The sequence below is a fragment of the Kribbella voronezhensis genome (assembly GCF_004365175.1).
Taxonomy (GTDB): domain Bacteria; phylum Actinomycetota; class Actinomycetes; order Propionibacteriales; family Kribbellaceae; genus Kribbella; species Kribbella voronezhensis.
The window spans coordinates 1,195,749-1,219,729 of the sequence record NZ_SOCE01000002.1; the positions used below are offsets into that span (position 1 = coordinate 1,195,749).

The following is a 23,981-nucleotide window of genomic DNA, read 5'->3' on the forward strand; positions in this document are numbered from 1 at the left end:
CTCCCGCGGCGTACCGCCTATTCGGCGATCTGGTAGGTCGGGGTGATGATGGCGCGGGCCAGGGTGTGGAAGGCGAGGTTGAAGCTGACCACGGCCGGGCTGGCGTCGCCGTCGATGTCCAGTGCCTCGACGTCGATCGCGTGCACGACGAAGTAGTAGCGGTGCACCTGGTCGCCGGGCGGCGGGGCAGCGCCGCCGTACGCCTTGGTGCCGAAGTCGGTGCGGATGTGGAAGGCGCCGTTGTCGAGCCGCTCGGTCGTGCCCGCGCCGGTCGGCAGTTCGGTGACCGTGGCCGGCAGGCCGACCAGCACCCAGTGCCAGAAACCGGACGGCGTCGGCGCGTCCGGGTCGAAGCAGGTGACGACGAACCCCTTGGTCTCCGCCGGGAAGCCCTCCCAGCCGAGCTGCGGCGACCTGTTGCCACCGGCAAAGGCGTGGTCGTCGTCGAGCGGCTGACCGTCGGCGACATCGGTGCTGGTGACGGTGAAGGAGCCGGCCTTCGGGAGCAGTTCGTACGGGTCCGGGCTGACTGGCCGATCGAGCGACATCCGTGATCCTCCGGATCTGTGGTCCGATGTGGTGATTCCGACATTACTGTCCACAGATCGCGGGATCGGTCCGGGGCGGGTTCGCCGGGATGCGAAGATCGTCCTTGGCCGCGTCCAGGCGGTCGCGCGCCGGAGTCGAGGGCTCCGGGGCGGTGAAGGCTAGTGGGAGGACCCTGCGGTGGAGGAGTACCTGGCCGGGATCGGCCCAGCGGACGAGGCAGCCATGCGAGCCGCCACGGAGCGTCAGCTCAGCCTGACGAAACCGGCCGGTTCCCTCGGCGTACTGGAGGAGTTGTCGATCCGCGTCGCCGGGATGACCGGGGTCTGCCCGCCCGAGGTGCCTGCGCCTGCCGTCGTCACGGTGTTCGCCGCTGACCACGGTGTGCACGCGCAGGGAGTCTCTCCGTGGCCGCAAGAGGTGACGGCCGCGATGCTGGCGAACTTCGCGGGTGGGGGCGCCGCGGTGAACGCCTTCGCGGCCAACAACCGCGTCGACGTTCGCGTCGTCGATGTCGGCGTCGCCTCGGATGTCGAGGCGCTGGACATCGTGCACGCGAAGGTGCGCGCCGGGACCCGCGATCTCTCCGTGGAGAACGCACTCTCGGACGACGAGGTCCGGGCCGCGATCGGGGTCGGCTTCGACCTGGCCGGCAAACTCGTCGGTGACGGCTATCGGTGCCTGCTGACCGGCGACATGGGCATCGCCAACACGACCGCGTCCGCTGCCTTGATCGCGACCTTCACCGGTGCGACGGCTGCCGATGTGACCGGCCGGGGCACCGGCATCGACGATGCGACGCTCGCCCACAAGACCGAGATCGTCTCGGCCGCGCTCGCGCGCCACGAAGTACCGGCGTCTGATCCGCTCGGTGCATTGGCGGCGTACGGCGGGTTGGAGCATGCCGCCCTCGCGGGGTACATCCTTGGTGGGGCAGCGCACCGGGTTCCGGTGATCCTGGATGGCGTGATCGCCGGCGCGGCCGCGCTGGTCGCCCAGGCGCTGCATCCCGCCGCGATGGACTACTGCGTCGCCGGCCACCGTTCAGCTGAGCCCGGCCACGCGGTAGCCCTGAAAACGCTCGGCCTCCAGCCGCTCGTCGACCTGGATCTCCGGCTCGGCGAAGGCACCGGCGCCGTTCTGGCCTATCCCATCCTCACCTGCGCCGTCCGCGCTCTGACCGAAATGGCCACCTTCGAATCCGCCGGCATCACCTCGAACGAAGACCCCGCAGACGCCACCCCCGGCGCCTCCAGTGGTGGAGGGGTGGCGTGAGCGAGAGCGCGCCTTATCTGTCCGGGCTGGTACTGACCGGGCGGCGAGTGGTTGTGGTCGGGGGTGGGGGAGTCGCGCAGCGGAGGTTGCCGCGGCTGCTCGAGACCGGTGCGCAGATCGAACTGATCTCGCCGGCGATCACCCCGACCATCGAGGGTCTCCTCACCAACCCCGACCTGCGCTGGGTCGAGCGCGGCTACGAGCCAGGCGATCTGGACGGCGCCTGGTACGTCGTGGTGGCGACCGACGACGCCGAGGTCAACGATCAGGTGTCGGCCGAGGCGGAGGAGCGCCGGATCTTCTGCGTCCGGTCGGACGACCGGTCCCGTGCGACGGCATGGACGCCGGCCTCGGGGCAGCACGATCACGTGACCATCGGCGTACTCGGCGGCGGCGATCACCGGCGGTCGGCCGCCGTACGGGACGCGATTCTGGAGGAGTTGCGCACTGGCGCGCTCGGAGCTCGTGACTCGCTGGACAAGAAGCCGGGGGTGTATCTGGTCGGGGGCGGTCCGGGGGATCCGGACCTGATCACCGTGCGCGGACGGCGTCTGCTCGCCGAGGCGGACGTCGTGGTCGCGGACCGGCTGGCGCCGCAGCCGCTGCTGGAGGAGTTGCATCCGGAGGTCGAGCTGATCGACGCGGCCAAGCTTCCTCGCGGCCGATCGGCTCAGCAGGAGGAGATCAACCGGATCCTGGTCGACAGGGCCCAGCAGGGCAAGATCGTCGTACGGCTCAAGGGTGGCGATCCTTATGTCTTCGGGCGCGGCTTCGAAGAGGCGATCGCGTGCGCCGAGGCGGGCGTGAGCTGGACTGTGGTGCCGGGGATCACCAGCTCGATCTCGGTGCCGGCGGTGTCGGGCATCCCGGTGACGCATCGCGGGGTGACGCACGAGTTCACCGTGGTGTCGGGGCACATCCCACCGGGTCATCCGGATTCGCTGATCAACTGGCAGGCGCTGGCCCAGTTGCAGGGCACGCTGGTTCTGCTGATGGCGGTGGAGAACCTGCCGAAGATCGCCGAAACGCTGATCAAGCACGGCCGGTCAGCCGCCACGCCGGCAGCGGCGATTGCCGACGGCACCCTTCCCGGCCAGCGCATGGTCACCTCGGACCTCGCCGGGATCGCCGCCGCGATGGAGGCGGAAGGTATCGGCGCCCCCGCGATCGTTGTCATCGGCAACGTCGTGGAAGTGGCGAAGCTGGTCCGGGAAACCTCCGGAAACGTGGTGGAGCGCGGTCTCGGATGACGCTCGTTCCGGTGGAGGACGCGGCTGACGAGCGGCTCGCGGACTACGTCCAGCTGCGGGAGGTGAACCTGCGCCGCCTGCTCGAGGAGGAGCACGGGCTGTTCATCGCCGAGGGCGACAAGGTGATCCGGCGCGCGGCCGAAGCCGGGTACGAGCCGCGGTCGTTCCTGCTCGCGCCGCGCTGGCTGGAGTCGCTGTCCGACGTACTGGAGAAGTGGCCCGCCACACCCTTGTACCTCGTATCCGAGGAGCTGGCCGAGCAGGTCACCGGATTCCACGTGCACCGGGGCGCGCTGGCGTCGTACCGGCGTCGTGCGCCGGAGTCGTTGGAGACCTTGCTCGACGGGTTGCCGGCCGTTTCGCGGGTGGCGATTCTGGACGACATCGTCGATCACACCAACGTGGGCGCGGGTTTTCGAGCCGCCGCGGCGATGGGTGTCGACGCGGTCCTGGTGACGCCGACATGCGCCGACCCGCTGTACCGGCGCTCGGTGAAGGTGTCGATGGGGACCGTGTTCCAGGTGCCGTGGACGCGGTTGTCGTCGTGGCCGGGGGAGCTGCAAGCCTTGCAGGACAGGGGTTTCGTGGCCGCCGCCTTCGCGTTGACCGATGACTCGATCAGCCTCGACGAGCTCGCGGGCGCACAGCACGAGCGACTGGCACTGATCTTCGGGACGGAAGGGCACGGCCTGAAGCAGCACGTACTCGATCGGGCCGACGTGACGGTCCGCATCCCGATGGCAGGCGGCGTCGACTCCCTCAACGTCGCCTCCTCCGCGGCCGTAGCCTTCTACGCCACCCGCCCTGCCGCACCGAAGTAGCTGCCCTCGGCTCCGTGGTCATGGTGAGAACATGGGTTTCAAGACGGGGGGAGACAAACATGCGTACGACGGATCGCCTCCTGCTGAGGCCCTATCGCGATGAGGACCGGCCGGCGTTCGCCGCGATGAACGCTGATCCAGAAGTGATGAAGTACCTCGGCGGCGAACCACTGACGCGTGAGCAGTCGGACGAGATCACGGCAGGCGCCAATCAGCGGTATGTTGCCGAGAGCATCGGATTCCTCGCCGTCGAGCGCCGCTCCGACGGCGCCTTTCTGGGCGCCTGCGGGCTGATGCGACCCGACGAATGGTTCCCGGGTGAGATCGAGGTCGGCTGGCGCCTGGCGCGCGAGTACTGGGGGCACGGCTACGCCACCGAAGCCGCCATCTCCTGGCTCGACCACGCGTTCCGGGAACGCTCCGACCCCCGGGTGATCGCCGTCGCCGACACCCCGAACCTCAACAGCATCGCAGTGATGAAACGCCTGGGTATGACCTTCGACCACGAAACCGAACTGGTCGAAGACGGCGTCCCGTTCGACGCCACCATCTACTCCATCACCCGCGAGGCCTGGCTCTCCCGAGAGCGCTAGTCGACCGCTGGTCAGGCGAACCTGTCGAGCTCCGCGATGTCGGCGTCGGTGAGCTCGGTCGAACTGCTCGCCCGCGACCGCATCGTCGTACAGACCGACGGGCCACCGGCTCAACTGCCCTCCGATTGCGTCTTGACCGGGTGGTGGGAATGCGCAATCCTTCGGGAAAGCGCATTCCTGGTCAGTGAGGTGGAGGTCGGTCGATGGCGGGTTCGGCGGGTGGGTGGTGGGAGTACGAGGCGCAGGTCTGGATCGATGGGTGGTGTGAACCGCCGGCGTCGGAGTGGGCGCCGGTGCTGGACAAGGCGGCGGGGAAGGCGTTCGCGCGGTACGGGAGTGCGTCGGCCGAGCAGGTCGACCGGGCGGTGCGATCGGCGCGGCGGGCGCAGGCAGAATGGGCCGAGGTCGACGCGAACACGAGAAGCGAGATTCTCCGGGCGTTCGCGCGGGAGTTGGAGAACCGGCACGACGAGTTGATCACGCTGATCGTCCGCGAGACCGGGGGTACGACCGCAAAGGCCGAGGAAGAGCTCGGCCAGTCGATCAACCAGTTGCTCAACTCCGCGACCCAGCTGACCGAGAACGCCGGCGCGATCCTGCCGCCGTACAAGAGCGGCAAGATCTCGCTCTCCCGGACGGTGCCGCTCGGCGTGATCGGGCTGATCGTGCCGTGGAACTATCCGATGAGCCTGGCGATGCGAGCCCTGGCGCCCGGGCTCGCCTACGGCAACGCGGTGGTGCTGAAGCCGGCCGAGCTCACCCCGATCGCCGGCGGTCAGGTGCTGGCCGAGGCGGCGAAGGCAGCCGGCGTACCGGCGGGGGTCTTCAACGTCGTCCCCGGAGACGGCCCGGAAACGGGGAGAAGGCTCTCTGAGCATCCCGACCTGGATCTCATTCACTTCACCGGCTCGTTCGAGGTCGGCCAGCAGATCGCGGCGTTCGCCGGGAAGAACTTCCGGGCCGCGGCGACGGAGCTCGGCGGCGACAACGCGTTCGTCGTGCTGGATGACGCGGATCTCGACCAGGCCGTCAGCTGTGCGCTCTGGTCATCGCTTTGGTACCAGGGCCAGACCTGCATCACCTCCGGGCGGCACATCGTGATGCGGCAGATGGCCGACGAGTTCACTGCGGCGGTCGTCGAGCGGGTCTCGAAGCTCCGGGTCGGCGATCCGCTGCGCGATGATGTGGATCTGGGCCCGATCATCAGCGAGACCCAGCTCCAGCGGTTCGACGAGGGGCTCGTGAAGCCGTCGATCGAGGCCGGTGCGAAGCTCGCGACAGGTGGCACGTACGACGGATTGTTCTACCAGCCGGCGGTGCTGACCGGCGTGACCCCGCAGATGCCGGTGTTCACCGAGGAGATCTTCGGGCCGGTGATGCCGATCACCGTCGTCGACAGCGAGGCGGAAGCACTCGAGTTGGTGAACCGCCATCGCACGTTGATGAACTCGGTCTTCACCGGCGACCCGATGCGTGGTCTGGCCTTCGCCCAAAAGGTGAAGAGCAACGAGGTCCATGTGAACGACGGCTACGCCCGGCACGGCGGCGAGGGCCAGTTGGCCGGCTACACCCACCGGCAATGGATCGGTATCCAGACCACTCCCACCACCTACCCGTCCTGGGCGTCGAAATGACAAGAACAAAAGCGAAAAGCAAAGACAAAAACACAAACTTCGGTACGGGGTGTTGGCGAGGAGTCCGGAAGATGAAGACACCCAAGAGCGTCGCCGCGGTCGGCGTACTGGTCGCGGTGACACTCGCCGTGGCGGGTTGCTCCGGCACCGACGACAAGCCCGCCGCCAGTACGTCGAGTAGCGCCGCCGAGAAGGTGACGCTGACCTACGTCAACTGGGACGGCGGCATGGACAAGGTCGTCGACGAGTGGAACAAGCTGAACCCGAACATCCAGGTGAAGCTGAGCAAACCGTCCGGCACCGGGTACACGCTCTACAACAAGCTCATCACCAACAACAAGGCCGGCACCAACCCGGACGTCACCGAGGTCGAGTACCAGGCGCTGCCGGCGCTGATCGCGAACCAGGTGGTCGTTCCGATCGACGGCTACGTGCAGGATCTGGCCTCGAAGTACGACAAGAACGCGCTCTCTCAAGTCAAGTTCGAGGGCAAGACGTACGGCGTACCGCAGAACGTCTGCCCGATGGTGTTCTTCTACCGCAAGGACGTCTTCGACAAGCTGGGGGTGAAGCCGCCGAAGACCTGGGACGAGTACGCCGCGGCGGCGGCCGCGATCCACAAGGCGGACCCGAAGAAGTTCATCGGGAACTTCACGGCCGCCGACCCCGGCTGGTTCGCCGGGCTCGCCCAGCAGGCCGGGGCCAACTGGTGGAAGGCCGACGGCGACACCTGGACCGTGAACATCAACGATGCCGCCAGCAAGAAGGTCGCCGATTACTGGGACGGCCTGATCAACAAGGGTCTGGTGAGCCCGCAACCGAACTGGTCGGCCCAGTGGAACACCGATATGAACAACGGCACCATCGTCGGCTGGGTCGGCGCGCAGTGGGGGCCGAACCAGTTGCCGTCGATCGCGAAGGACACGGCCGGCAAGTGGGCCGCCATACCGCTGCCGGCCTGGACCGCCGGTGACACCACGGTCGGCATCTGGGGTGGCGAGACCGAGGCGGTCACGGCCAACTCCAAGCACCCCGCCGAGGCGGCCAAGTTCGTCGAGTGGATGAACTCGTCGGAGGCCGGGATGAGTTCGCTGATCAGCAACGTGCAGGTGTTCCCGGCCTCCAGCCAGGGGCAGCAACTGCCGGTGCTGAAGACGCCACCGCCGTTCATGTCGACGCAGCCCGACTACAACACGCTGATGGCGACGGTCTCGAAGGGTGTCCGGACCTTCGACATCTGGGGTCCGAACGCCAACGTCACCTTCGACTCGTACTCGAACGCGTTCGGAGCGGCGCTCCAGAAGAAGACAGCGCTCTCTGGCGCTCTCGACACCATGCAGGAGGCCACCGTCAGCGACATGAAGAAGCTGGGCTTCCAGGTGGCCGGCTGAGATGAGCCAGTCGCGTGCTCTCGGCCGGAGCACAGCTGCCACCTCCGCGACGAAAGTCCGCGGGCGTGGCGGTCTGCTCCCGGTCCTCCTGGTCGCCCCGGCCGTGGTTCTGCTGGCCCTGTTCACGATCGCCCCGGCGGTCTACGCGATCTTCCTCAGCTTCCGCCGGATGAAGGTCGGCCGCGGCCTGCTCGGCGGCGGCAAGCCGACCGGGGTGTTCGCGGGTTTCACCAACTATGCGGCGACTCTGACCGACAGCGAGTTCTGGGCGAGCCTGGCCAGGATGCTGTTGATCGCGGCCTTCGGCGTGCCGATGACGGTGATCCTGGCGGTGGTGTTCGCGCTCTGCCTGGATGCGAAACGCGCCCGTCTGGTCGGGTTCGCCAGGTTGGCGATCTTCCTGCCGTACGCCGTACCGGGTGTCGTCGCCTCGCTGTTGTGGGGGTTCATGTATCTGCCGGCCACGAGCCCGATCGGCGGCGACGTCGTCGACTACTTCGGCAACCGGGGAATCTTCTTCTCGGTCGCGAACGTGGTGGTGTGGGGAGTCGTCGGCTTCAACATGGTGATCCTCTACACCGCGGTCCGGAGTCTGCCGAAGGAGCTGTTCGAGGCGGCCGAACTCGACGGCGCCTCGGAGTTGCAGATAGCGCTCCGCGTGAAGCTGCCGATGATCACGCCGGCGGTGGCGATGGTGGCGTTGTTCTCCGTGATCGGCGCGCTGCAGCTGTTCAACGAGCCGACCACGCTGAAGCCGCTGGCGAACGCGATCTCGTCCACCTGGGTCCCGTTGATGCGGGTCTATACCGATGCCTTCGTCAACAATTCGATCTACGAAGGCGCCGCGACGTCGTTCATCCTGATCACCATGACGGTCGCCGCGACGGTGCTGGTCAACGTCGCCAGCCGCCGAATCACCCGGAGGCAGAGCAGATGACCACGATGGAGCTGACCCGGTCGGTCGCAGTACAGGACGTTCGGTCACGTCGGCAGCGGATCAATTGGGCGCCCACGATCATCTTGCTGATCGGCGCCTTGTACTGCGTACTTCCGGTGCTCTGGATCGTCATCGCGTCCACCAAGTCCAACGACGAACTCTTCTCCACGGCGCCGTTCGTCCCGGCGTTCACCGGCGGATTCTGGACGAACCTGCGGGCGCTGTTCACCTACAACCACGGCATCTTCGGCCGCTGGGTACTCAACTCGGTGATCTACGCGATCGGCGGCGGGTTGCTGTCGACTGCGATCGCCGGCGCCGCGGGGTACGCGTTGGGCAAGTACCGCTTCGTCGGCAGCACCGTGCTGTTCCGGACGATCGTCGCGGCCGTGTTGTTGCCGCAGATCATGCTGGCGATCCCGCAGTTCCTCTTGCTGGCGAAGTTCGGGATGACCAACAACTACGCGTCGGTGTTGCTGCCGCAACTGGTCAGCCCGTTCGCGATCTACCTGTGCAAGATCTACGCCGAGGCGTCGGTGCCGGACGAGATCATGGAGGCGGCCCGGATCGACGGCGGCAGTGAGTGGCGGATCTTCCGGTCGGTCGGCGCGCCGCTGATGCTGCCGGCGCTGGTGACCGTGTTCCTGCTGCAGTTCATCGGGATCTGGAACAACTTCCTGCTGCCGTTCGTGATGATCAACAACGACCACCTGTACCCGCTGACGCTCGGGCTCTACGGCCTGATGATCATCACCGGCGGCCAGGCCGCGCAGTACTCGATCGTGATCGCGGGCGTGCTGGTGTCGATCGTTCCGCTGGCGATCCTTTTCCTGAGCCTGCAGCGCTACTGGAAGATCGACCTGATCAGTGGCGGGGTGAAGCTCTAGCCGATCGGCGGCGTGCTGGCCCGGAGTACGGGATAGGCCGGCACTGTCCTGCGGGTGAGGACGGTGTCGGTCGTGGTCGCGCGGTACACGGCCTCCTGCGCGACCGCGTTGAGCGCGACGTGCACCGTGGTCAGCTTCGGTACGACGTCGCGCAAGGTGGTGATGTCGTCGAAGCCGGCCACGCCGATGTCCTCCGGGATCCGGAGACCGCGCTCTCTCAACCCCGCAAGGGCTCCCAGCGCCATGTCGTCCGTCACCGCGAACACGAGTTGCAGGTCGCGCAGCTCGTCGTCGCTCAGCCCGAGCACGAACTCACGCGCTCCCGCCCAGCTGAAACCCGGACGGTGGACTCGGGTCGCGGCATCGGCGACACCGGACTCGACCAGCCCTGTGACGAAGCCGTCGACTCGTTGCCCCATCGACAGCAGGGGAGTCGCACTGCCGAGCACCAGGCAGCGCCGGTAGCCGAGCGCGGCCAGCTCCCGAGCGAGCTGCCGCGATCCCTCGTGATTGTCGAAGTCGACGGTCTCGAACGGAAGATCCGACCGGCTGATCAGTACGACGCGGCCGCCTGTCTCCTGGTAGCGGTTGAGTTCGTCGATCAACTGCTGCTCGGACGGCGGGTCGACGTACCCGGTGCCGGCCAGGATGATCGCGCGGGGCTGCTGACCGCGGAGCTCCCGCACGAGGTCGAGCTCGCGATCGGCCTGTCGCTCGGTGACAGCGATCGACACGTGCAGCCCGAGCGCCTCGGCCTGCTTCATGATCTCGGCCGCCATCGCGGAGAAGTACGGATCGGAGATCAGGCTGATCACGAGTGCGATGGTTCTCGATGTACCGCGGGCCATCGCCTGGGCCGGCAGGTTCGGGGTGTAGCCGAGTTCCCGGGCGGCCTGGAGAACGCGCTCTCTGTAACTCTCGGCGACCTTCCGGGCGCTGCCGTTCAGTACCCGCGAAGCGGTCGGCTGGGAGACGCCGGCATGCCGGGCGACGTCGTCGAGCGTGACGGGCCGCCTGGGCGGAGATTCGCTCGGCGTACCGGTCATTCCGGCAGCTTATCGGCCGAAATGCGCTGGACGGCCGTGATGAGATGACCAGCGTGCAGAAAGTCGTCTTGATCACCGGAATGCAGGCCGCCGGCAAGTCCACCATCGCCCCGCTGCTGGCCGGCCGCCTCGGCCCACCGGCCGCCACTGTCGACGGAGATGTCTTCTACCACGCGGTCGTCGCGGGTGCCGCCGGGATGACGCCCGACCCGTCCCCGGAAGCACTTCGCCAGCTCCAACTCCGGTACGACGCCAGCGCCCTCGTGGCCCGCCACTATCTCGAGGCCGGCTTCGACTTCGTCTGCTCGGACATCATCCTCGGCGAGTACGTCGCCCGCTGGCTCGACTCCTTCGATGGCGTGGCCGAGCCGTACCTGGTCGTACTGACGCCATCCGTCGAGTCGATCGTCGACCGCGAACTCGCCCGCGGCTCCAACTCCTACCGCGACTGGCAAGGCCCGGGTATGACCCTGGCCGACGCCGTACGGGCACTCCAGGAAGGCCTCAAGGACATCCCGCGACGAGGTCTGTGGCTCGACACCACCGGCCAGACCGCCGAGGAATCGGTTGCTGCGATCCTTGCGGACGACCTCGAGGCCGCCCGCTGGTGAGTCAGGCGTTGAGGCCCTCGTCGGAGTGTTCTTCGGAGTTGAGCATGGGGGAGACGGGCCAGTCGGCGGGGTAGTCGGGGGCCAGTTCCTCGGCTTCGGCGAAGAGGCGTTTGCGGTACTTGCGGGAGAGGCGGTCGCCGAAGACGGTGCCCTGGGTGTGATCCGTTTCGTGCTGGAGGCAGCGGGCGAGCAGGCCGGTGCCTTCGTAGCTGACCGGGTTGTTGTTCTCGTCGACGCCGGTGACGCGGGCCCAGTCGGGGCGGGCGCACTTGGTGAAGGCGCCGGGCAGTGACAGGCAGCCTTCCTCGCCCTCGTCGAGTTTGCGGTCCTTGCCCTCGGGGAGTTCGAGCTTCGGGTTGCAGACGACGCCCTGGTGGCGGTTGCCGTCCTTGTCGGGGCAGTCGAAGACGAACAGCTGCAGGTCGACGCCGACCTGGTTCGCGGCCAGCCCAACACCCTCGGCAGCGTTCATGGTCGCGACCATGTCGGCCACCAGCTGGTGCAGTTCCTCGCCGAACTCGGTGACGGGCTTGTTCAGGTGGTGCATCGGCTCTTCACCCCACCGGGTGATCGGCAGCACGGAACCGTTCGTTGGCAGCGTAGACATGCCGGAAATCCTATCCAGCCACCCCGGCCACTCTCCGCCAGCACCCCGAAAGCGAATGCCGGCGGAGAGGGAGGACGTGGTCAGGCGTTGTTGACCTCGTTGCGCCAGGCGACCCAGTCGCGCAGGAGGCCGAGGTCGTAGTCGGGGCCGGAGACGCTGACGGTGAAGAGGCGGGTGCCGACGTCGAGGAGCGACTTGCCGATCTGGTCCGGGGTCTTCGTACCGACACCGGTGGAGCGCTCGATCTCGCCCGGGTCGCGGCCGATCGTCTTGCAGTGTTCGTCCAGTACGGCGTGCTTGTGCGCGATCGTCTCGGCATCGCCGAAGCCGTGCCAGATGTTCGCGTGCTGGGCGACCAGCTTCAGCGTCTTCTTCTCACCGCCGCCACCGATCAGCACCGGGATGTCGCGGGTCGGAGCCGGGTTGAGCTTGGTCCAGCGCTGCTCGATCCGCGGCAGCGCCTCGCCGAGCGCGTCGAGCCGGCCGCCCGCAGTACCGAACTCGTAGCCGTACTCGTCGTAGTCACGCTCGAACCAGCCCGATCCGATCCCGAGGATCAGCCGGCCGTCGCTGATGTGGTCGACGGTGCGCGCCATGTCGGCGAGCAGGTCGGGATTGCGGTACGAGTTGCAGGTCACCAGCGCGCCGATCTCGACCCGCTCGGTCGCCTCGGCCCACGCGGCCAGCATCGTCCAGCACTCGAAGTGCAGGCCGTCGGGCTCACCGGACAGCGGGTAGAAGTGGTCCCAGTTGAACGCCACGTCGACCCCGATCTCCTCGGCGGCCGCGACGGTGCGCCGGATGTCGGCGTACGAGGCGTGCTGGGGCTGGACCTGGAGGCCGATCCGGACCGGGAAGGCGCTGTACGGACGGGGCGTTGCGTCGGTCGATGTCATGACCTGAGCCTATACGCCGTTGCGGAGGATCCTCCGGTACGGTCACGATCCGGGCGCCCGTAACGGATCTGGTCTACCGTCGATGTAGCTGTCGAGGGGGAGGGGCCTTCAGCATGCGCAAAGATCGACTGGGTGGGCGGTAGCCGTGCGGATGCTGCCCGTGCGGCCCTGGGCGGACAGGGCCAGGCTTGCCGTGTTCTTCAGCAGGCTCGCCGTCAAGGAACACCTCCGTCCGGGCCTGCACGTCAAGCCGCTGGCGGCGGAACTGTTCCTGACCGACAACTGCAACTTGAAGTGCGTCAGTTGTGCCTGCTGGCGAACTGTCACCCGCAAGGAGCTCGACGGCGCCGAGTGGCGCGACGTGATCGACCAGCTCGCCGCGCTCGGCATCGTCAAGGCCAACTTCACCGGCGGCGAGCCGCTGTTGCGCCGGGACGCCCCGGAGCTGATGGCTTACGCGTACAGCCGCGGCATCCGCAATCTGCACGTCAACACCAACGCGGTGCTGCTCGACGAAAGACGCCGTACCGCGGTCCTCGACGCGGGCGTCCGTAGTTTCAACATCTCCGTCGACGGTCCCGACGCCGAGATCCACGAGCGGGTCCGCGGCGTCGACGGCTCCTTCGACAAGACGATCGGACGGCTGACCGAACTCGTCGAGGAGCGCGCCCGGCTGAAGCTCCGGGTCCGGATGAACTTCACCGTGATGCGCTCCAACATCGAGTCGCTCCCGGACATGATGCGGCTCGCACAACGGTTGAAGGTCCAGCTCTACCTGAACCTGGCGACCGACCGCACCTTCTTGTTCCGGGCCGGCCAGGTGACGTTGGAGACCAGGATCGGCACCGAGCAGATCAACGCGGTGCTCGCGGAGGTGGAGCAGTTGTTGCGGGCCGATGGGCGCTTTCTGCCGCACTTCTCCGAGCTTTCCTACCTGCGAAGGCATTTCGACGACGTCCTGCAGCAGGACCTGCCGTGTGCCGAGTCGCAGCTCAAGCTGATGATCCATTCCACCGGCGAGGTCGGTGGTTGCTGGGCACACGATGCCCACGACAACGTTCGGGACAAGCCGATCGCCGAGATCATCGACAGCCGGCGCTATCGCGACGACCACGACCGGTTCTTCGCCAAGGACTGCAAAGGGTGCGGCAGCAACTATGCGCTGAATCTCGCCTGGCGGCCGAGCAGTCACCTCGACAACCTGCTCTGGCATGCGGGTCTGCGCAGCCTCGCGGCTTCATGAGGTCATCGGCCGACCTGTACGACGCGCTCGCGCCGACGTACGAGGATCACTTCACGGCGCCACATCGCAAGGCCTACGACGACCTGGCGTGGGAAGCCTGCTGCGAGGCCATCGGTACGGCGCCTGGTCTGGTGATCGATGTCGGGTGTGGCGTCGGCCGGTGGGCGCGCCGGTTCGTCGACCAGGGTCACTGGGTGATCGGGATCGAACCAGCGCCCGGGATGTCGGACCGGGCCGCCCTTCTGCAAGGTGAAAGCTTCACCCTGCTTCGCGATCGGGTCGAGCAGGTCGAGTTGGAGACCGGGGTGGCAGACGCTGTCGTTGCCATGGGCTCCTTGCAGTACACGGCCGATCCGGCCGCGGCCATTGCCTTGTGCGCCACCTGGCTCAAGCCGGGCGGCGTGCTCTGCGTGCTGGTCGACTCACTGTTCGGCCTGGTGGTCGAGTTGATGCGCGCCGGCCGGACCAGCGAGGCGATGCAAAGGCTGGACACCCGGCTTGGTGTCTGGCGCATCGATGACCAGGAGGCCGATCTCCACCTACTCGACGCCGACACCTTGGGGGACGCTTTCAAACAGGCAGGATTGGAGGTGCTCAGTACTTCGGGGTTGCTGGTCGGCGCCAGTCTCATCGGCCGCGACGAGTTGATCGCTGCTCTGAGCGCCGACTACGGCCGACAACTCGACCAGGAGCGCGCGATGGCGAACTGTCGAGACCTCGCCGATCTCGGCAAGCAATTGCTGGTCATCGGTCGCCGGACTGCATGATTCGCAGTACTGCGCAGACCACGCGCTCGGCGTCGGCCGGGTTGAGCTCCGACGACATGGGCAGGGCGAGCACCTCGTCGGCCAGCGCTTCGGTGACCGGTAGCTCGACGGATGGTTCGGCCAGACCGTGCCAGTCCTCGCGATGCAGCACAGGCGCGTAGTACGGCTTGGTGCCGATACCTCGGCGGCCGAGTTCCGCGGCCAGTCGATCACGGTCGGGGAACCGGGCCACCCAGTGCACCCACGCGTGCTGGTCGCCGGCCCTCACCTCTTGGGGAACCGCCAGCGGCGCTAGCTCCGCATAGGCTTCGGCCACTCGCTGCCGCCTTTCGACGAGAACGTCGAGGTGCTCCACCAGATCCACCGCGGCGGCGGCATGTACTTCGCCGAGCAGCGACGACCGGGTCCAGTCGATCGGCCTGACCAACTTGTGCAGGCGATCGGTGGGGATGACGACGAAGCCGCCGGCGCCGGCAGCCGACACCACCTTGGCGAAGCTCATCGAGAACGAGTGCGCGTCGGCCTGGGTGCCGACCGGCAGGCCGTTGGACATGCTGCCGAGGGCCGCGGCGGAGTCGGCGACCAGGCGTACGCCGTACCGGTTGCAGATGGTGCGAACTGCCGGGTAATCGGCCGGCGCACCAAGGGTGTCGACGGCAACGACCAGGCTCACATCGCCCTGCGACAAGGCGGTTTCGAGGCAGTCCGGATCCAGGGTCCAGGTCTTCGGATCGACGTCGCAGAAACGGAGTCTGTAGCCGAGTTGGGCTATTGCTTCAGCAGTTGCGACGAAGGTGAAGGACGGCAGTACGGCGACCTGCCCCGGCGACGCCGATCCCGCGACGGCCAGTACGGCGAGGCGCAGCGCCGCAGTACCCGATGCTGTTGCCAGCAACGTCTGCTCATCGGTCAGCTCAAGTCGCGCCGCCAGCAACTCGGTGAGCCTCGTGGTCAGAGGGCCACCACTCTTCAGTACGCCGGTTTGCAGCGCCGCGGCGGATCGTGCGGCAACGACATCCGGGGCGAACGGGAGTGGCGGGATGACCACCGGAAGAGGTTGGAGGTGAGGCTCGGCCTCGTTGGCCAGGTAGCGAACGAAGGTGCGCAACGTTGAGTGGAGATGTTCGTCCTCGACCACATCGAGCATGCGGAGGAACGGTTTGACGTCGAGTTCGCCACTGCTGTCGTCGGCGGGTGAGGGCACGACTTGCACCGGTACGTCGAGGTCGAGTTCGTCGAGCACGAGCTTGGCCAGGTCGATGAGGCGCAGCTTGCCGGTGCCTGCGTTGACGAGGCCGGCCACGTCGTCCCGCAGTACGGCGTCGGCCAGGTCGCTCGCGGCGACGAAGGTCCGGACGCTGTCCGTGACGCGGATCGGCAGGCCGACCAGAGCTCGTCGGGTGACGCGGGCAACGACTCTGTCCTGACCTCGGCCGAACAGGTTGGCCGCCCGGAAGATGGTCAGCCGGTTGGCCGGAACCACGGAGGCGACGAGGAGTTCCTGGGCTCGTTTCGCCAGGCCGTAGACCCAGCGACCGGACGGGTCGGCTTCGGCAAGCTCACGGCACAACGCCGCCGCGATCCAGGGTGGGCAGGGATTGCGGGCGAGCTGGATCGCCTTCTCGCACCAGTCGGCGAGGGCGGCGTCATCCAGCGGAAGCTCACCAGCCGTGTGCTCGGCCAGTGGCGGCGATGCGGTCCCGTAGACCTCGGCGGACGAGACCAACGTGACGTCCTTGCCCGCGAGGGCGGGCAGCAACCTGGCGGTGGTCAAGGCGTTGTCGAGCACGAGCCGCCAAGGGTGAGCCGAGCGCGGATCGCTGTTGCCGGCCAGCAGAACCACACGTCCGTCGGGAAGCTCGGGCGGGTCTGTCAGCAGCTCGAGCTGGTGGAACTCGGTGCCGTCCGAAGGCGGCCGCCGATCGACGACGATGACCTGGCGACCCGACGTACGGGCGCGGTCACGCACGGCTGAGCCGACGAATCCCGATCCACCGACTAGCACCACCGGATGGCTTCTGGCCATGACTCGGTTCCCCCTGGATCCCCAACCGCGGCCGGCCCCCCGATGCCGCGTTCCGGGAACTGTAACCGTTGCCGATCCCGATTACCATGACGGGATGACGCAGGGGGGCCGGCGGACGTTGTTGGTGTCGAGCAGTGGGGGAGTCCTGCTCGACGTGCTTGCGTTGCGCCCGTGGTGGCGCACGCAGGAGGTGTCGTGGGTGGCGGTGGAGGCACCGGATACGGCCGAGTTGCTGGCCGCGTACGAGGTTCGCTGGGAGCCCGAGCTTCGGCCTCGCGACGTCGGTGCGCTTGTGCGGGCGGTGTTGCGCGCCCGATCGGCCTTGCGCGGTGGCCGAATCGAGCTGGTTGTCTCGGCGGGGAGCGGCGTGGCCGTGCCCTACTTCTTGGCCGCGCGCCTGGCCGGAGTACCGGCTGTGTGGGTAGAGACGTTCAACGTGATCGGCAAGCCCGGTCTGGCGGCTCGGCTCTGCGCCGCGTTGGCGAGCCAGGTGGTGGTTCAGCATCCTGAGTTGCTGGCGCGGCACCGTCGCGCGGTGAACGTCGGTGAACTCTATTGAGCCGGCTCAGTGTCTTCGTCACGGTCGGGATGGGGCCGTGGCCGTTCGACCGGCTGATCGCGGCCAGCTCGTCGTTGTGCGGCGATCATGAGGTCTTCATGCAGACCGGTACGTCGACGGTGGTGCCGCCGTGCTCGTCCGCTCCTTTCATCGGCTACGAGGAGACGGTACGACGCCTCGCGGAGGCCGATGTGGTGATCACCCATGCGGGCAACACAGTGCGACTCGTGGAACGGATGGGCAAGGTGCCGATCGCGATCGCCCGGGAGGCTTCGCGCGGTGAGATGCGTAACGATCACCAGGTCGAGTACCTTCGCGCCGAAGAGCCGCGAGGTCGCGTCATCGCCTTGTGGGGCGACTTGTCGGAGCTCGGCCGGGCGGTAGCGGAGCATCCGCGGCGGGAGCAGCAGTTGCTGGCGGCAATGAAACCACTTGCTGAAGTCAACGAAACCGCGCTGGAAGCCGTTATGTCGTTGGCTGTTCGTCCCGTTGCTCCTGACAACGTTTTCGAGAAGCACCCGACTGCTCGCTATGCCTGGGCTTTCGAGCAGCTGCGGTCGCGGACGGGGCGTCATCTCGATCTCGGGATCGGTGACGGAACCTTCTTGTCTGCGCTTGCGGACCGTACTGCGCTGCAGGTGGTCGGTGCGGACCCACATCCCGCCTATCTGGCCTCATGTCCAGGTGATCGACCTCTCGTGCGGGTGGGTGAAGAGCTGCCCTTCGCGGATGCGTCCTTCGACTCGGTCACCATGCTGGACGTGCTCGAGCACACCCGCGATGAGCGTTCAACCCTTGCGCAAGTTCATCGTGTACTACGGCCGGGTGGGCTGCTGGTGCTGACGGTGCCGGCGCAGCATGTGTTCTCGTTCCTCGATCCGGACAACGCCAAGCTGCGAATGCCTCGGCTCCATCGGACGGTCTATGCGGCGCGGTTCGGGCGGGAGGTCTATCGACAGCGGTTCGAGGACTCGTCGGACGGGCTGCGCGGTGACATGGCTTGGGAGCGCGACGAGCACACGAACTACCGGCCTGCTGAGCTGCTTGAAATGCTTGGGCAGGCAGGGTTTCAGCCACAGTCGCGGGACGGCGCCAATCTGTTCTGGCGATTCCTGCAGATTCCGGCGCTGCTGGCGCCGCAGCGAGCACGCGTTCTCTTCGATCTCCCGCTACGGGTGGACGGCTCGCTCTTCCGATCGGCCAACCTCTTCCTCACCGCCGTTCGTGGCTAGCACCTGCCTGAACCACGTGATCGTTCGCGTGATGCCTTCGTCGAAACCTGTCTGCGGTTCCCAGCCGTCGAGGACCTTGGTCGCCAGACTGATGTCCGGCCGGCGGACCATCGGGTCGTCCTCGGGGCGTGGGATGTGCACGAGCTCGGACGTCGACCCCACCAGCTCGCGAACCCGGGTGGCGATGTCCCGAACGGTCAGCTCGTCGGGGTTCCCCAGATTCAGCGGGCCCGGGTGATCGGAGGCGGCGAACCTGCTGACTCCCTCGACCAGATCGCCGACGTACTGCACGGACCGGGTCTGGCTGCCGTCGCCGGCGATCGTCAACGGCAGACCCCGGATCGCCTGCGTGACGAAGGCCGGGATCGCTCGACCGTCATCGGGGCGCATGCGTTCGCCGTACGTGTTGAAGATCCGCGCGATGCCGGTGTTCACCCCATGCGTACGCCGGTACGCCATGGTCAGCGCCTCGGCGTACCGCTTCGCCTCGTCGTACACACCCCGCGGTCCTACTGGGTTCACGTGACCCCAGTAGTCCTCGCGCTGCGGGTGCTCGCGTGGGTCGCCGTACGTCTCGGAACTGGACGCGAGGATGAACCGCGAGCGTTTCTCCCGGGCGAGTCCGAGAGCGTGCAGGGTGCCGATGGCGCCAACGGTCAACGTCTCGATCGGCAGCTGGAGGTAGTCGACCGGACTTGCCGGTGAGGCGAAATGAAGGACCAGGTCGATCGGTCCCGGTACGTGGATGTAATCGACCAGGTCGCAGCGCACGAGCCGGAAGTCCGGCGACTCCAGCAGATGCTGAACATTGGCCGGACTACCGGTGACGAAATTGTCCAGAGCGACGACCTGGTAGTCGTCGGCCAGCAAACGCTCAGACAGATGCGACCCGAGAAACCCGGCCCCACCGGTCACCACTGCACGCCGCATCAGATCCCCCTCCGTCGGCGAGTCCCCCCGGACCCTCTCGCTCAGCGTAAGCCCACCACGCCGCAACTTCCCCGATCTCGAGCGCATCGAGCCTGGACGGTCGCCGCGGACGGCTCCGAGGGGCCGGCACCTACAACGTCGATATCCCCGGTTTTGGCGTCAGGCCGACGATCTGGCTGATGGACAGCAACGGCATGCATCGGCATCACTGGCCTGCCGTCCAGTTGGCGCTCTGCCGGCTGACCCTCCGGGCGGCGACGCTTGAACCCGGGTGGCGGTCACCTGGGTTCAAGCGAGGGGTGTCGATGGACGAACCGGATGAGGTTGCGGAGTTCGCGAGGCTGTTCAACGGGTTTCTGGAACGGATGCAGAATCCTCCGTCCGAGAACCCGCGGGAGAGCCTCAGAGAGCGGTTGCTGGCGTATCTCGGCATGGATCCCGAGGAGCTGCCGGTGGTGGCCGCGTCGTTCCCGTCCTTCGATCTGCCGAACGTCCAGCTCGCCGTCGAGGCGTGGTTCGACAGCTTCGAGGTGGTCGGCCTGGCCGGATCCGATCGCGGCCACTACACCTTCTCCGAGCTGCTGGAGGTCTCGGCCCACCGCCGGTACGGCATCGGCGCGGTCGACTACCAGCGCATCTCGATCGCCGTCGACCAGGAGATGGATTGCGTCGCCTTCGGGTTCTACCTGGCCAGTCAGGGCGACGACCGGTACGTCGCGTTGCTGCGAGCCGCCAACCCGCAGTACGGGCGGCCCACGGTGCAACTCGAGGTCGTTGCTACTAGCAAGGAAGCCGGAGAGCGCTTCCTCGGGGAGCTGCCCGCGCTGATCCTCGAGCACAACGTCTTCCGCGGGCAGGTGGTCTCGTTCGAAGGGCACCAGTTCGAGCGGGGCGTCGGGCCGTTCCGGTTGCACGCGCGACCGGAGATCTCTCGCGACGACGTAGTACTGCCGGACGGCGTACTGGAACGCGTCGAGCGCGAGGTGATCGGCATCGCGGAGCACCGCGAGGTGCTGCTCGCAGCCGGTCAGCACCTACGTCGCGGCGTACTGCTGTATGGGCCGCCGGGGACCGGGAAGACGCACACCGTGCGGTATCTGTTGTCGCGGCTGCCTGAGTTCACGGTGGTGCTGCTGGCGGGCACAAGCATCGGGTTCATCTCCGAGGCATGTGGGCTGGCACGGATGCTGCAACCGGCGCTGGTGGTGCTCGAGGACTGCGACCTGGTGGCGGAAGCGCGGGACCACGCGTACGGCGGAGGTCCGCTGCTGTTCCAGGTACTGAACGAGATGGACGGACTCACCGAGGAGGCGGATGTCGCTTTCCTGCTCACCACCAACCGCGCCGACCTGCTGGAGCCCGCCCTGAGCCAACGCCCCGGCCGGGTCGACCTGGCAGTCGAGATACCGCTCCCTGACGCTCCCGGCCGCTCCCGGCTGCTGTCGCTCTACGGACCGGGCCTTGAGTTGAGCCCCGCGGCCGTCGAGGACGTGGTCGCAATGACCGACGGCACCACGGCTTCGTTCGCCAAGGAGCTCGTACGCCGCGCAGTACTCCTCGGCGCCGAGAACGACTCGCCACCCGGCGACGCAGAACTGAAAGCAGCCGCCGAAGACCTCCTGTCCACCCGCGACGCTCTGACCCGCCGCCTCCTAGGCGCCACCGAGCCGGCCCCCTACACACCCCCACCGGAAGCAACCCCCGGCTTGGCCCCACCCATGTCCTACTAACAACCCCGTCCCGGTCTGTCGGAGGCGGCCACTAGGTTGCGGTTCATGGATCTCAACGGACGGCCCGACCCGCCCACCGAAGCGGGGGAGAAGGAGACGCTGGTCGCGTTTCTGGACTTCCACCGCGCCACACTCCGCTGGAAATGCGAAGGGCTGACGCCTAAGCAACTCGGTACGGCCCTCCTCGCCCCGTCGCGGCTGACGCTGCACGGATTGATCCGGCACCTCACCGAGGTCGAGGTCGGCTGGTTCGTCGGCACATTCACCAACGAACCGGTCGTCTACGCCTACACCTCACCCGACAACCCCGACGCCGACTGGAACGACCTCAACCCTGCCGCGTACGCCGACGACCTGCGCCGGTATGACGAGGCGGTCGACCGAGCCCGCGCCGCCATCGCCGACCTCGACCCCGACTTCATCGGCGAAGACGAAGGCAAACGCTTCACCCTGCGCTGGGTGCTCGCCCACATGATCGAGGAATACGCCCGCCACAACGGCCACGCCGACCTCCTCCGAGAACACCTCGACGGCGCCACCGGCGAATAACCAGCCGGCAACTGCCGGCCCACCCGTCGCCTCTCCTGCGTCGAGGCTCCCACCCACCCTCAGACGCGGCTCCTCCGTCGCCACCTGACCTGCGCTCTCGCCAAGGCGCGCCACCTTCGTACTGCCGGGTCGTGGCCGCACCTGGTGCTCCGATTGCTACCGGCCCACTCCGTCGGAGTCTCCTGCGTCGGCGCTCCTGCCCACCCTGGAACGCGGCTCCTCCGTTGCCGCTTGACCTGCGTCGTCGCCAAGGCGGATCACTTCGTGCCGGTGCTCGTGGCCCGCAAGTGGAGCTGCGACAGCGAGTGTTGCGACAGGGTTCGCGGGGACAAGGCGGTGGTCACGAGATACACGAGGCAGACCGACCCGGGTACTCAGCTCGCCTGTACGAATCGCGTGCGCTCAGCGACAGCGCAGCTGAGCGGCGACGGAGGAGCCGCGTTCCAGGGTGGGCGGGAGCCGCGACGCAAGGAGCGGCGACGGGGTGGGCGCGTGCAGCGGCGACGGGGTGGGTGGTAGTTCGAGTGGTTGCGGATTGGTGGGGGATGGTTACTGTCTGGGCATGAGCTTGAAGTCGAGCATTTCGCCGGTTCGTTGGGATCCGCCGCCCGCGCCTCCGGAGCGGCAGCCGCGCGACCTGGATGTACAGGTTGTCGCGCTACCGGGTGAGGGGCCCGAGGACGTGTTGATCGACGAGGACGGCAGTGTGATCACCGGGCTGCTCGACGGCCGGATCCTCCGGGTCAGCGCGGACGGCCAAACGATCACGCCCCTCGCCGACACGGGTGGCCGCCCACTGGGCATCGAATGGTTGCCCGATGGCAAGGTGTTGATCTGTGACGCCAATCGTGGGTTGCTCACGCTCGACAAGGACAACCGGATCGCGACCTTGCTCGGGGAGGTCGACGGGCGGCCGATGAAGTTCTGCAACAACGCAGACGTACTGCCTGACGGCACGATCTTCTTCACCGACTCGTCCACCCGCTTCGGCGTCGCCGAGTGGATGGCCGACCTGTTGGAGCACTCCAGCACCGGCAGCGTCTACCGCCTGACGCCCGACGGCGAGCTCACCAGACTCGTCACCGGGCGGCCGTTTCCTAACGGCGTCGCGCTGAGCGGCGACGGCAAGACCCTGTTCTTCGCCGAGACAGCGAGCTACGCCCTCTACAAACTCGATCTGACCAACGCCGACGCCGAGCCCGTGCTCGTGACCGCCGTGCCAGGCCTGCCGGACAACATCGCGCGCGGTTCCGACGGCCTGATCTGGGTCGCCATCGGCTCTCCGCGCAACGCACTCCTCGACTTCCTGCTGCCGAAACCGCCCGTACTACGGAAGCTCGTCTGGGCCCTCCCCGAGGCGGTCAAGCCGAAGGCGGCTGATGTCATCGAGATCCAGGCGTACGACGACGACGGCAGGCTGGTCCACGATCTGCGTGGCAAGCATCCCGATTTCCGCATGCCCACCGGCGTCCGGGAACGCGATGGCAAGGTCTGGCTCAGCAGCATCGGCACGCGCACCCTCGCCACTTTCCGGACCCCACTGCGCTGAACAACAGCGTGCGGGCGACCAAGGACAGCTCAGCCGAGTTGCCAGGAGCGTTTCGACAGGCCGTACCAGAAGCCGTCGACCACGGTCTCCGCCGTGCCGAGTGACTCCTCCGCCGCCCCCAGCGACACGAAGAGCGGTGCGAAGTGCTCGGTGCGGGGATGCGCGATCTCGGCTGCCGGCCCCTTGTGCAGGAAGTCGATCAGCGAGTCGACGTCCTGCGCTGCCAGCGCCCGCCGAGCCCAGTCGTCGAACTCGACCGACCATGTCGGCGCTGGTCCGTCGGGCCGGCCGCTCAGGTTGATCGCCCGGAGGTTGTGCGTCGTGAACCCGCTGCCGACGATCAGCACGCCCTGGTCCCGCAGCGGCGCCAGCTTGCGCCCGATCGCGAACAGTTCGGCCGGGTCGAGAGTCGGCATCGACACCTGAAGGACCGGGATGTCGGCGTCGGGGTACATCTCCTTCAGCGGTACGTAGGCGCCGTGGTCGAGCCCGCGCGTCGGATCGTCGTACACGGGCGTGCCGGGGGACTGCAGGAGCTTGCGCACCTGGTTCGCCAGCTCCGGAGCGCCGGGCGCCGCGTACTGCACTTCGTAGTACCGGTCGGGGAAGCCGTAGAAGTCGTAGAGCAGCGGCACGGTTTCGGTCGCGGCGAGGGTGAGCGGGGCCGCCTCCCAGTGCGCCGACACGATGAGGATCGCCGTGGGCTTCGTGATCGCTGCCGAGACCGTGGCGAGTTCCGCGGTCCAGACGCGGTCGTCCGCCAGCGGTGGCGCACCGTGGCTCAGGTACAGCACCGGCGTCCGGCTGATCTCGACTGTCATGGCGATCCTGCCTCTCGGGAAAGTCTTACTCCTTCCAATGTAGTTGAACCCTCAATCTATTCCCAGAGGTCAGCAGGCACC

General features: G+C 67.3%; 23 protein-coding genes. 16 read left to right on the forward strand and 7 right to left on the reverse strand.

What is annotated here, in order from left to right; genetic code table 11:
• Positions 1–17 precede the first annotated feature (17 nt).
• On the reverse strand, positions 18–548 hold the full coding sequence (locus tag EV138_RS32750; RefSeq protein ID WP_133983740.1) for a YbhB/YbcL family Raf kinase inhibitor-like protein: 531 nt from the start codon (positions 546–548) through the stop codon (positions 18–20).
• Positions 549–726: 178 nt separating this feature from the next.
• Here EV138_RS32750 and cobT point away from each other — a divergent pair, with 178 nt between their 5' ends.
• From cobT to EV138_RS32790, 8 genes are all read left to right on the forward strand, one after another.
• A complete protein-coding gene (cobT, locus tag EV138_RS32755; RefSeq protein WP_133983742.1) occupies positions 727–1,821 on the forward strand; it encodes a nicotinate-nucleotide--dimethylbenzimidazole phosphoribosyltransferase in 1,095 nt (364 codons plus the stop codon).
• Positions 1,818–3,071, forward strand: coding sequence for a uroporphyrinogen-III C-methyltransferase (gene cobA, locus EV138_RS32760; RefSeq protein WP_133983744.1), 1,254 nt, complete (start codon positions 1,818–1,820; stop codon positions 3,069–3,071). Before cobT ends, cobA begins: the two co-directional genes overlap by 4 nt.
• Positions 3,068–3,892, forward strand: a complete 825-nt coding sequence (locus EV138_RS32765; RefSeq protein ID WP_133983746.1) for a TrmH family RNA methyltransferase — start codon at positions 3,068–3,070, stop codon at positions 3,890–3,892. Before cobA ends, EV138_RS32765 begins: the two co-directional genes overlap by 4 nt.
• Before the next feature lie 59 nt (positions 3,893–3,951).
• The gene (locus EV138_RS32770; RefSeq protein WP_133983748.1) at positions 3,952–4,485 is read left to right on the forward strand and encodes a GNAT family N-acetyltransferase; all 534 of its coding nucleotides are present in this window, start codon (positions 3,952–3,954) and stop codon (positions 4,483–4,485) included.
• 203 nt (positions 4,486–4,688) lie between these two features.
• Complete coding sequence (locus EV138_RS32775) at positions 4,689–6,119, forward strand: aldehyde dehydrogenase family protein (protein WP_133983751.1); 1,431 nt, start codon at positions 4,689–4,691, stop codon at positions 6,117–6,119.
• A 71-nt stretch (positions 6,120–6,190) separates the two neighbouring features.
• Entirely contained in the window at positions 6,191–7,510 is a 1,320-nt protein-coding gene (locus EV138_RS32780; protein WP_133983753.1) for an ABC transporter substrate-binding protein, read from the forward strand.
• Between the two features lies 1 nt (position 7,511).
• The gene (locus tag EV138_RS32785; RefSeq protein WP_133983755.1) at positions 7,512–8,447 is read left to right on the forward strand and encodes a carbohydrate ABC transporter permease; all 936 of its coding nucleotides are present in this window, start codon (positions 7,512–7,514) and stop codon (positions 8,445–8,447) included.
• Positions 8,444–9,334, forward strand: a complete 891-nt coding sequence (locus EV138_RS32790) for a carbohydrate ABC transporter permease (protein ID WP_133983757.1) — start codon at positions 8,444–8,446, stop codon at positions 9,332–9,334. The genes EV138_RS32785 and EV138_RS32790 overlap by 4 nt, the downstream gene beginning before the upstream one ends.
• On the opposite strand, the gene EV138_RS32795 is transcribed toward EV138_RS32790, so the two are convergent.
• Positions 9,331–10,380 carry a LacI family DNA-binding transcriptional regulator gene (locus EV138_RS32795; protein ID WP_133983759.1) on the reverse strand — a complete coding sequence of 350 codons (1,050 nt, stop codon included), beginning with the start codon at positions 10,378–10,380 and terminating at the stop codon, positions 9,331–9,333. The two genes, EV138_RS32790 and EV138_RS32795, sit on opposite strands and share 4 nt — an antisense overlap.
• Before the next feature lie 44 nt (positions 10,381–10,424).
• Between EV138_RS32795 and EV138_RS32800 the strand changes: the two genes are divergently transcribed.
• Positions 10,425–10,991: a P-loop nucleotide/nucleoside kinase family protein gene (locus tag EV138_RS32800; RefSeq protein WP_133983761.1), complete on the forward strand. Its 567-nt coding sequence runs from the start codon at positions 10,425–10,427 to the stop codon at positions 10,989–10,991.
• A 1-nt stretch (position 10,992) separates the two neighbouring features.
• Here the strand turns inward: EV138_RS32800 and def are convergent, their stop codons facing one another.
• Positions 10,993–11,598, reverse strand: a complete 606-nt coding sequence (def, locus tag EV138_RS32805; protein ID WP_133983763.1) for a peptide deformylase — start codon at positions 11,596–11,598, stop codon at positions 10,993–10,995.
• 80 nt (positions 11,599–11,678) lie between these two features.
• The gene (locus tag EV138_RS32810; protein ID WP_133983765.1) at positions 11,679–12,494 is read right to left on the reverse strand and encodes an LLM class F420-dependent oxidoreductase; all 816 of its coding nucleotides are present in this window, start codon (positions 12,492–12,494) and stop codon (positions 11,679–11,681) included.
• A 151-nt stretch (positions 12,495–12,645) separates the two neighbouring features.
• On the opposite strand from EV138_RS32810, the gene EV138_RS32815 reads away from it, so the two are divergent.
• A complete protein-coding gene (locus tag EV138_RS32815) occupies positions 12,646–13,737 on the forward strand; it encodes a radical SAM protein (RefSeq protein ID WP_238158575.1) in 1,092 nt (363 codons plus the stop codon).
• Positions 13,734–14,504 carry a class I SAM-dependent methyltransferase gene (locus EV138_RS32820; RefSeq protein ID WP_133983769.1) on the forward strand — a complete coding sequence of 257 codons (771 nt, stop codon included), beginning with the start codon at positions 13,734–13,736 and terminating at the stop codon, positions 14,502–14,504. Before EV138_RS32815 ends, EV138_RS32820 begins: the two co-directional genes overlap by 4 nt.
• Here EV138_RS32820 and EV138_RS32825 read toward each other — a convergent pair.
• Positions 14,482–16,530: an aminotransferase class V-fold PLP-dependent enzyme gene (locus tag EV138_RS32825; protein WP_133983771.1), complete on the reverse strand. Its 2,049-nt coding sequence runs from the start codon at positions 16,528–16,530 to the stop codon at positions 14,482–14,484. The genes EV138_RS32820 and EV138_RS32825 overlap by 23 nt on opposite strands.
• A 94-nt stretch (positions 16,531–16,624) precedes the next feature.
• On the opposite strand from EV138_RS32825, the gene EV138_RS32830 reads away from it, so the two are divergent.
• Both EV138_RS32830 and EV138_RS32835 read left to right on the forward strand, forming a co-directional pair.
• Positions 16,625–17,089, forward strand: a complete 465-nt coding sequence (locus EV138_RS32830; protein WP_166678840.1) for a glycosyltransferase family 28 protein — start codon at positions 16,625–16,627, stop codon at positions 17,087–17,089.
• A 236-nt stretch (positions 17,090–17,325) separates the two neighbouring features.
• The gene (locus EV138_RS32835; RefSeq protein ID WP_238158576.1) at positions 17,326–18,321 is read left to right on the forward strand and encodes a class I SAM-dependent methyltransferase; all 996 of its coding nucleotides are present in this window, start codon (positions 17,326–17,328) and stop codon (positions 18,319–18,321) included.
• On the opposite strand, the gene EV138_RS32840 is transcribed toward EV138_RS32835, so the two are convergent.
• A complete protein-coding gene (locus tag EV138_RS32840) occupies positions 18,259–19,251 on the reverse strand; it encodes a GDP-mannose 4,6-dehydratase (RefSeq protein WP_133983775.1) in 993 nt (330 codons plus the stop codon). The two genes, EV138_RS32835 and EV138_RS32840, sit on opposite strands and share 63 nt — an antisense overlap.
• A 305-nt stretch (positions 19,252–19,556) precedes the next feature.
• On the opposite strand from EV138_RS32840, the gene EV138_RS32845 reads away from it, so the two are divergent.
• The 3 genes from EV138_RS32845 (at position 19,557) to EV138_RS32855 (ending at position 23,079) form a co-directional block, all read left to right on the forward strand.
• A complete protein-coding gene (locus tag EV138_RS32845; RefSeq protein ID WP_133983777.1) occupies positions 19,557–20,981 on the forward strand; it encodes an AAA family ATPase in 1,425 nt (474 codons plus the stop codon).
• Between the two features lie 45 nt (positions 20,982–21,026).
• A complete protein-coding gene (locus EV138_RS32850; protein ID WP_133983779.1) occupies positions 21,027–21,530 on the forward strand; it encodes a DinB family protein in 504 nt (167 codons plus the stop codon).
• A 562-nt stretch (positions 21,531–22,092) separates the two neighbouring features.
• Positions 22,093–23,079 carry an SMP-30/gluconolactonase/LRE family protein gene (locus tag EV138_RS32855; RefSeq protein ID WP_238158532.1) on the forward strand — a complete coding sequence of 329 codons (987 nt, stop codon included), beginning with the start codon at positions 22,093–22,095 and terminating at the stop codon, positions 23,077–23,079.
• A 29-nt stretch (positions 23,080–23,108) separates the two neighbouring features.
• Here the strand turns inward: EV138_RS32855 and EV138_RS32860 are convergent, their stop codons facing one another.
• Entirely contained in the window at positions 23,109–23,900 is a 792-nt protein-coding gene (locus tag EV138_RS32860) for a dioxygenase family protein (RefSeq protein WP_133983781.1), read from the reverse strand.
• Positions 23,901–23,981 lie beyond the last annotated feature (81 nt).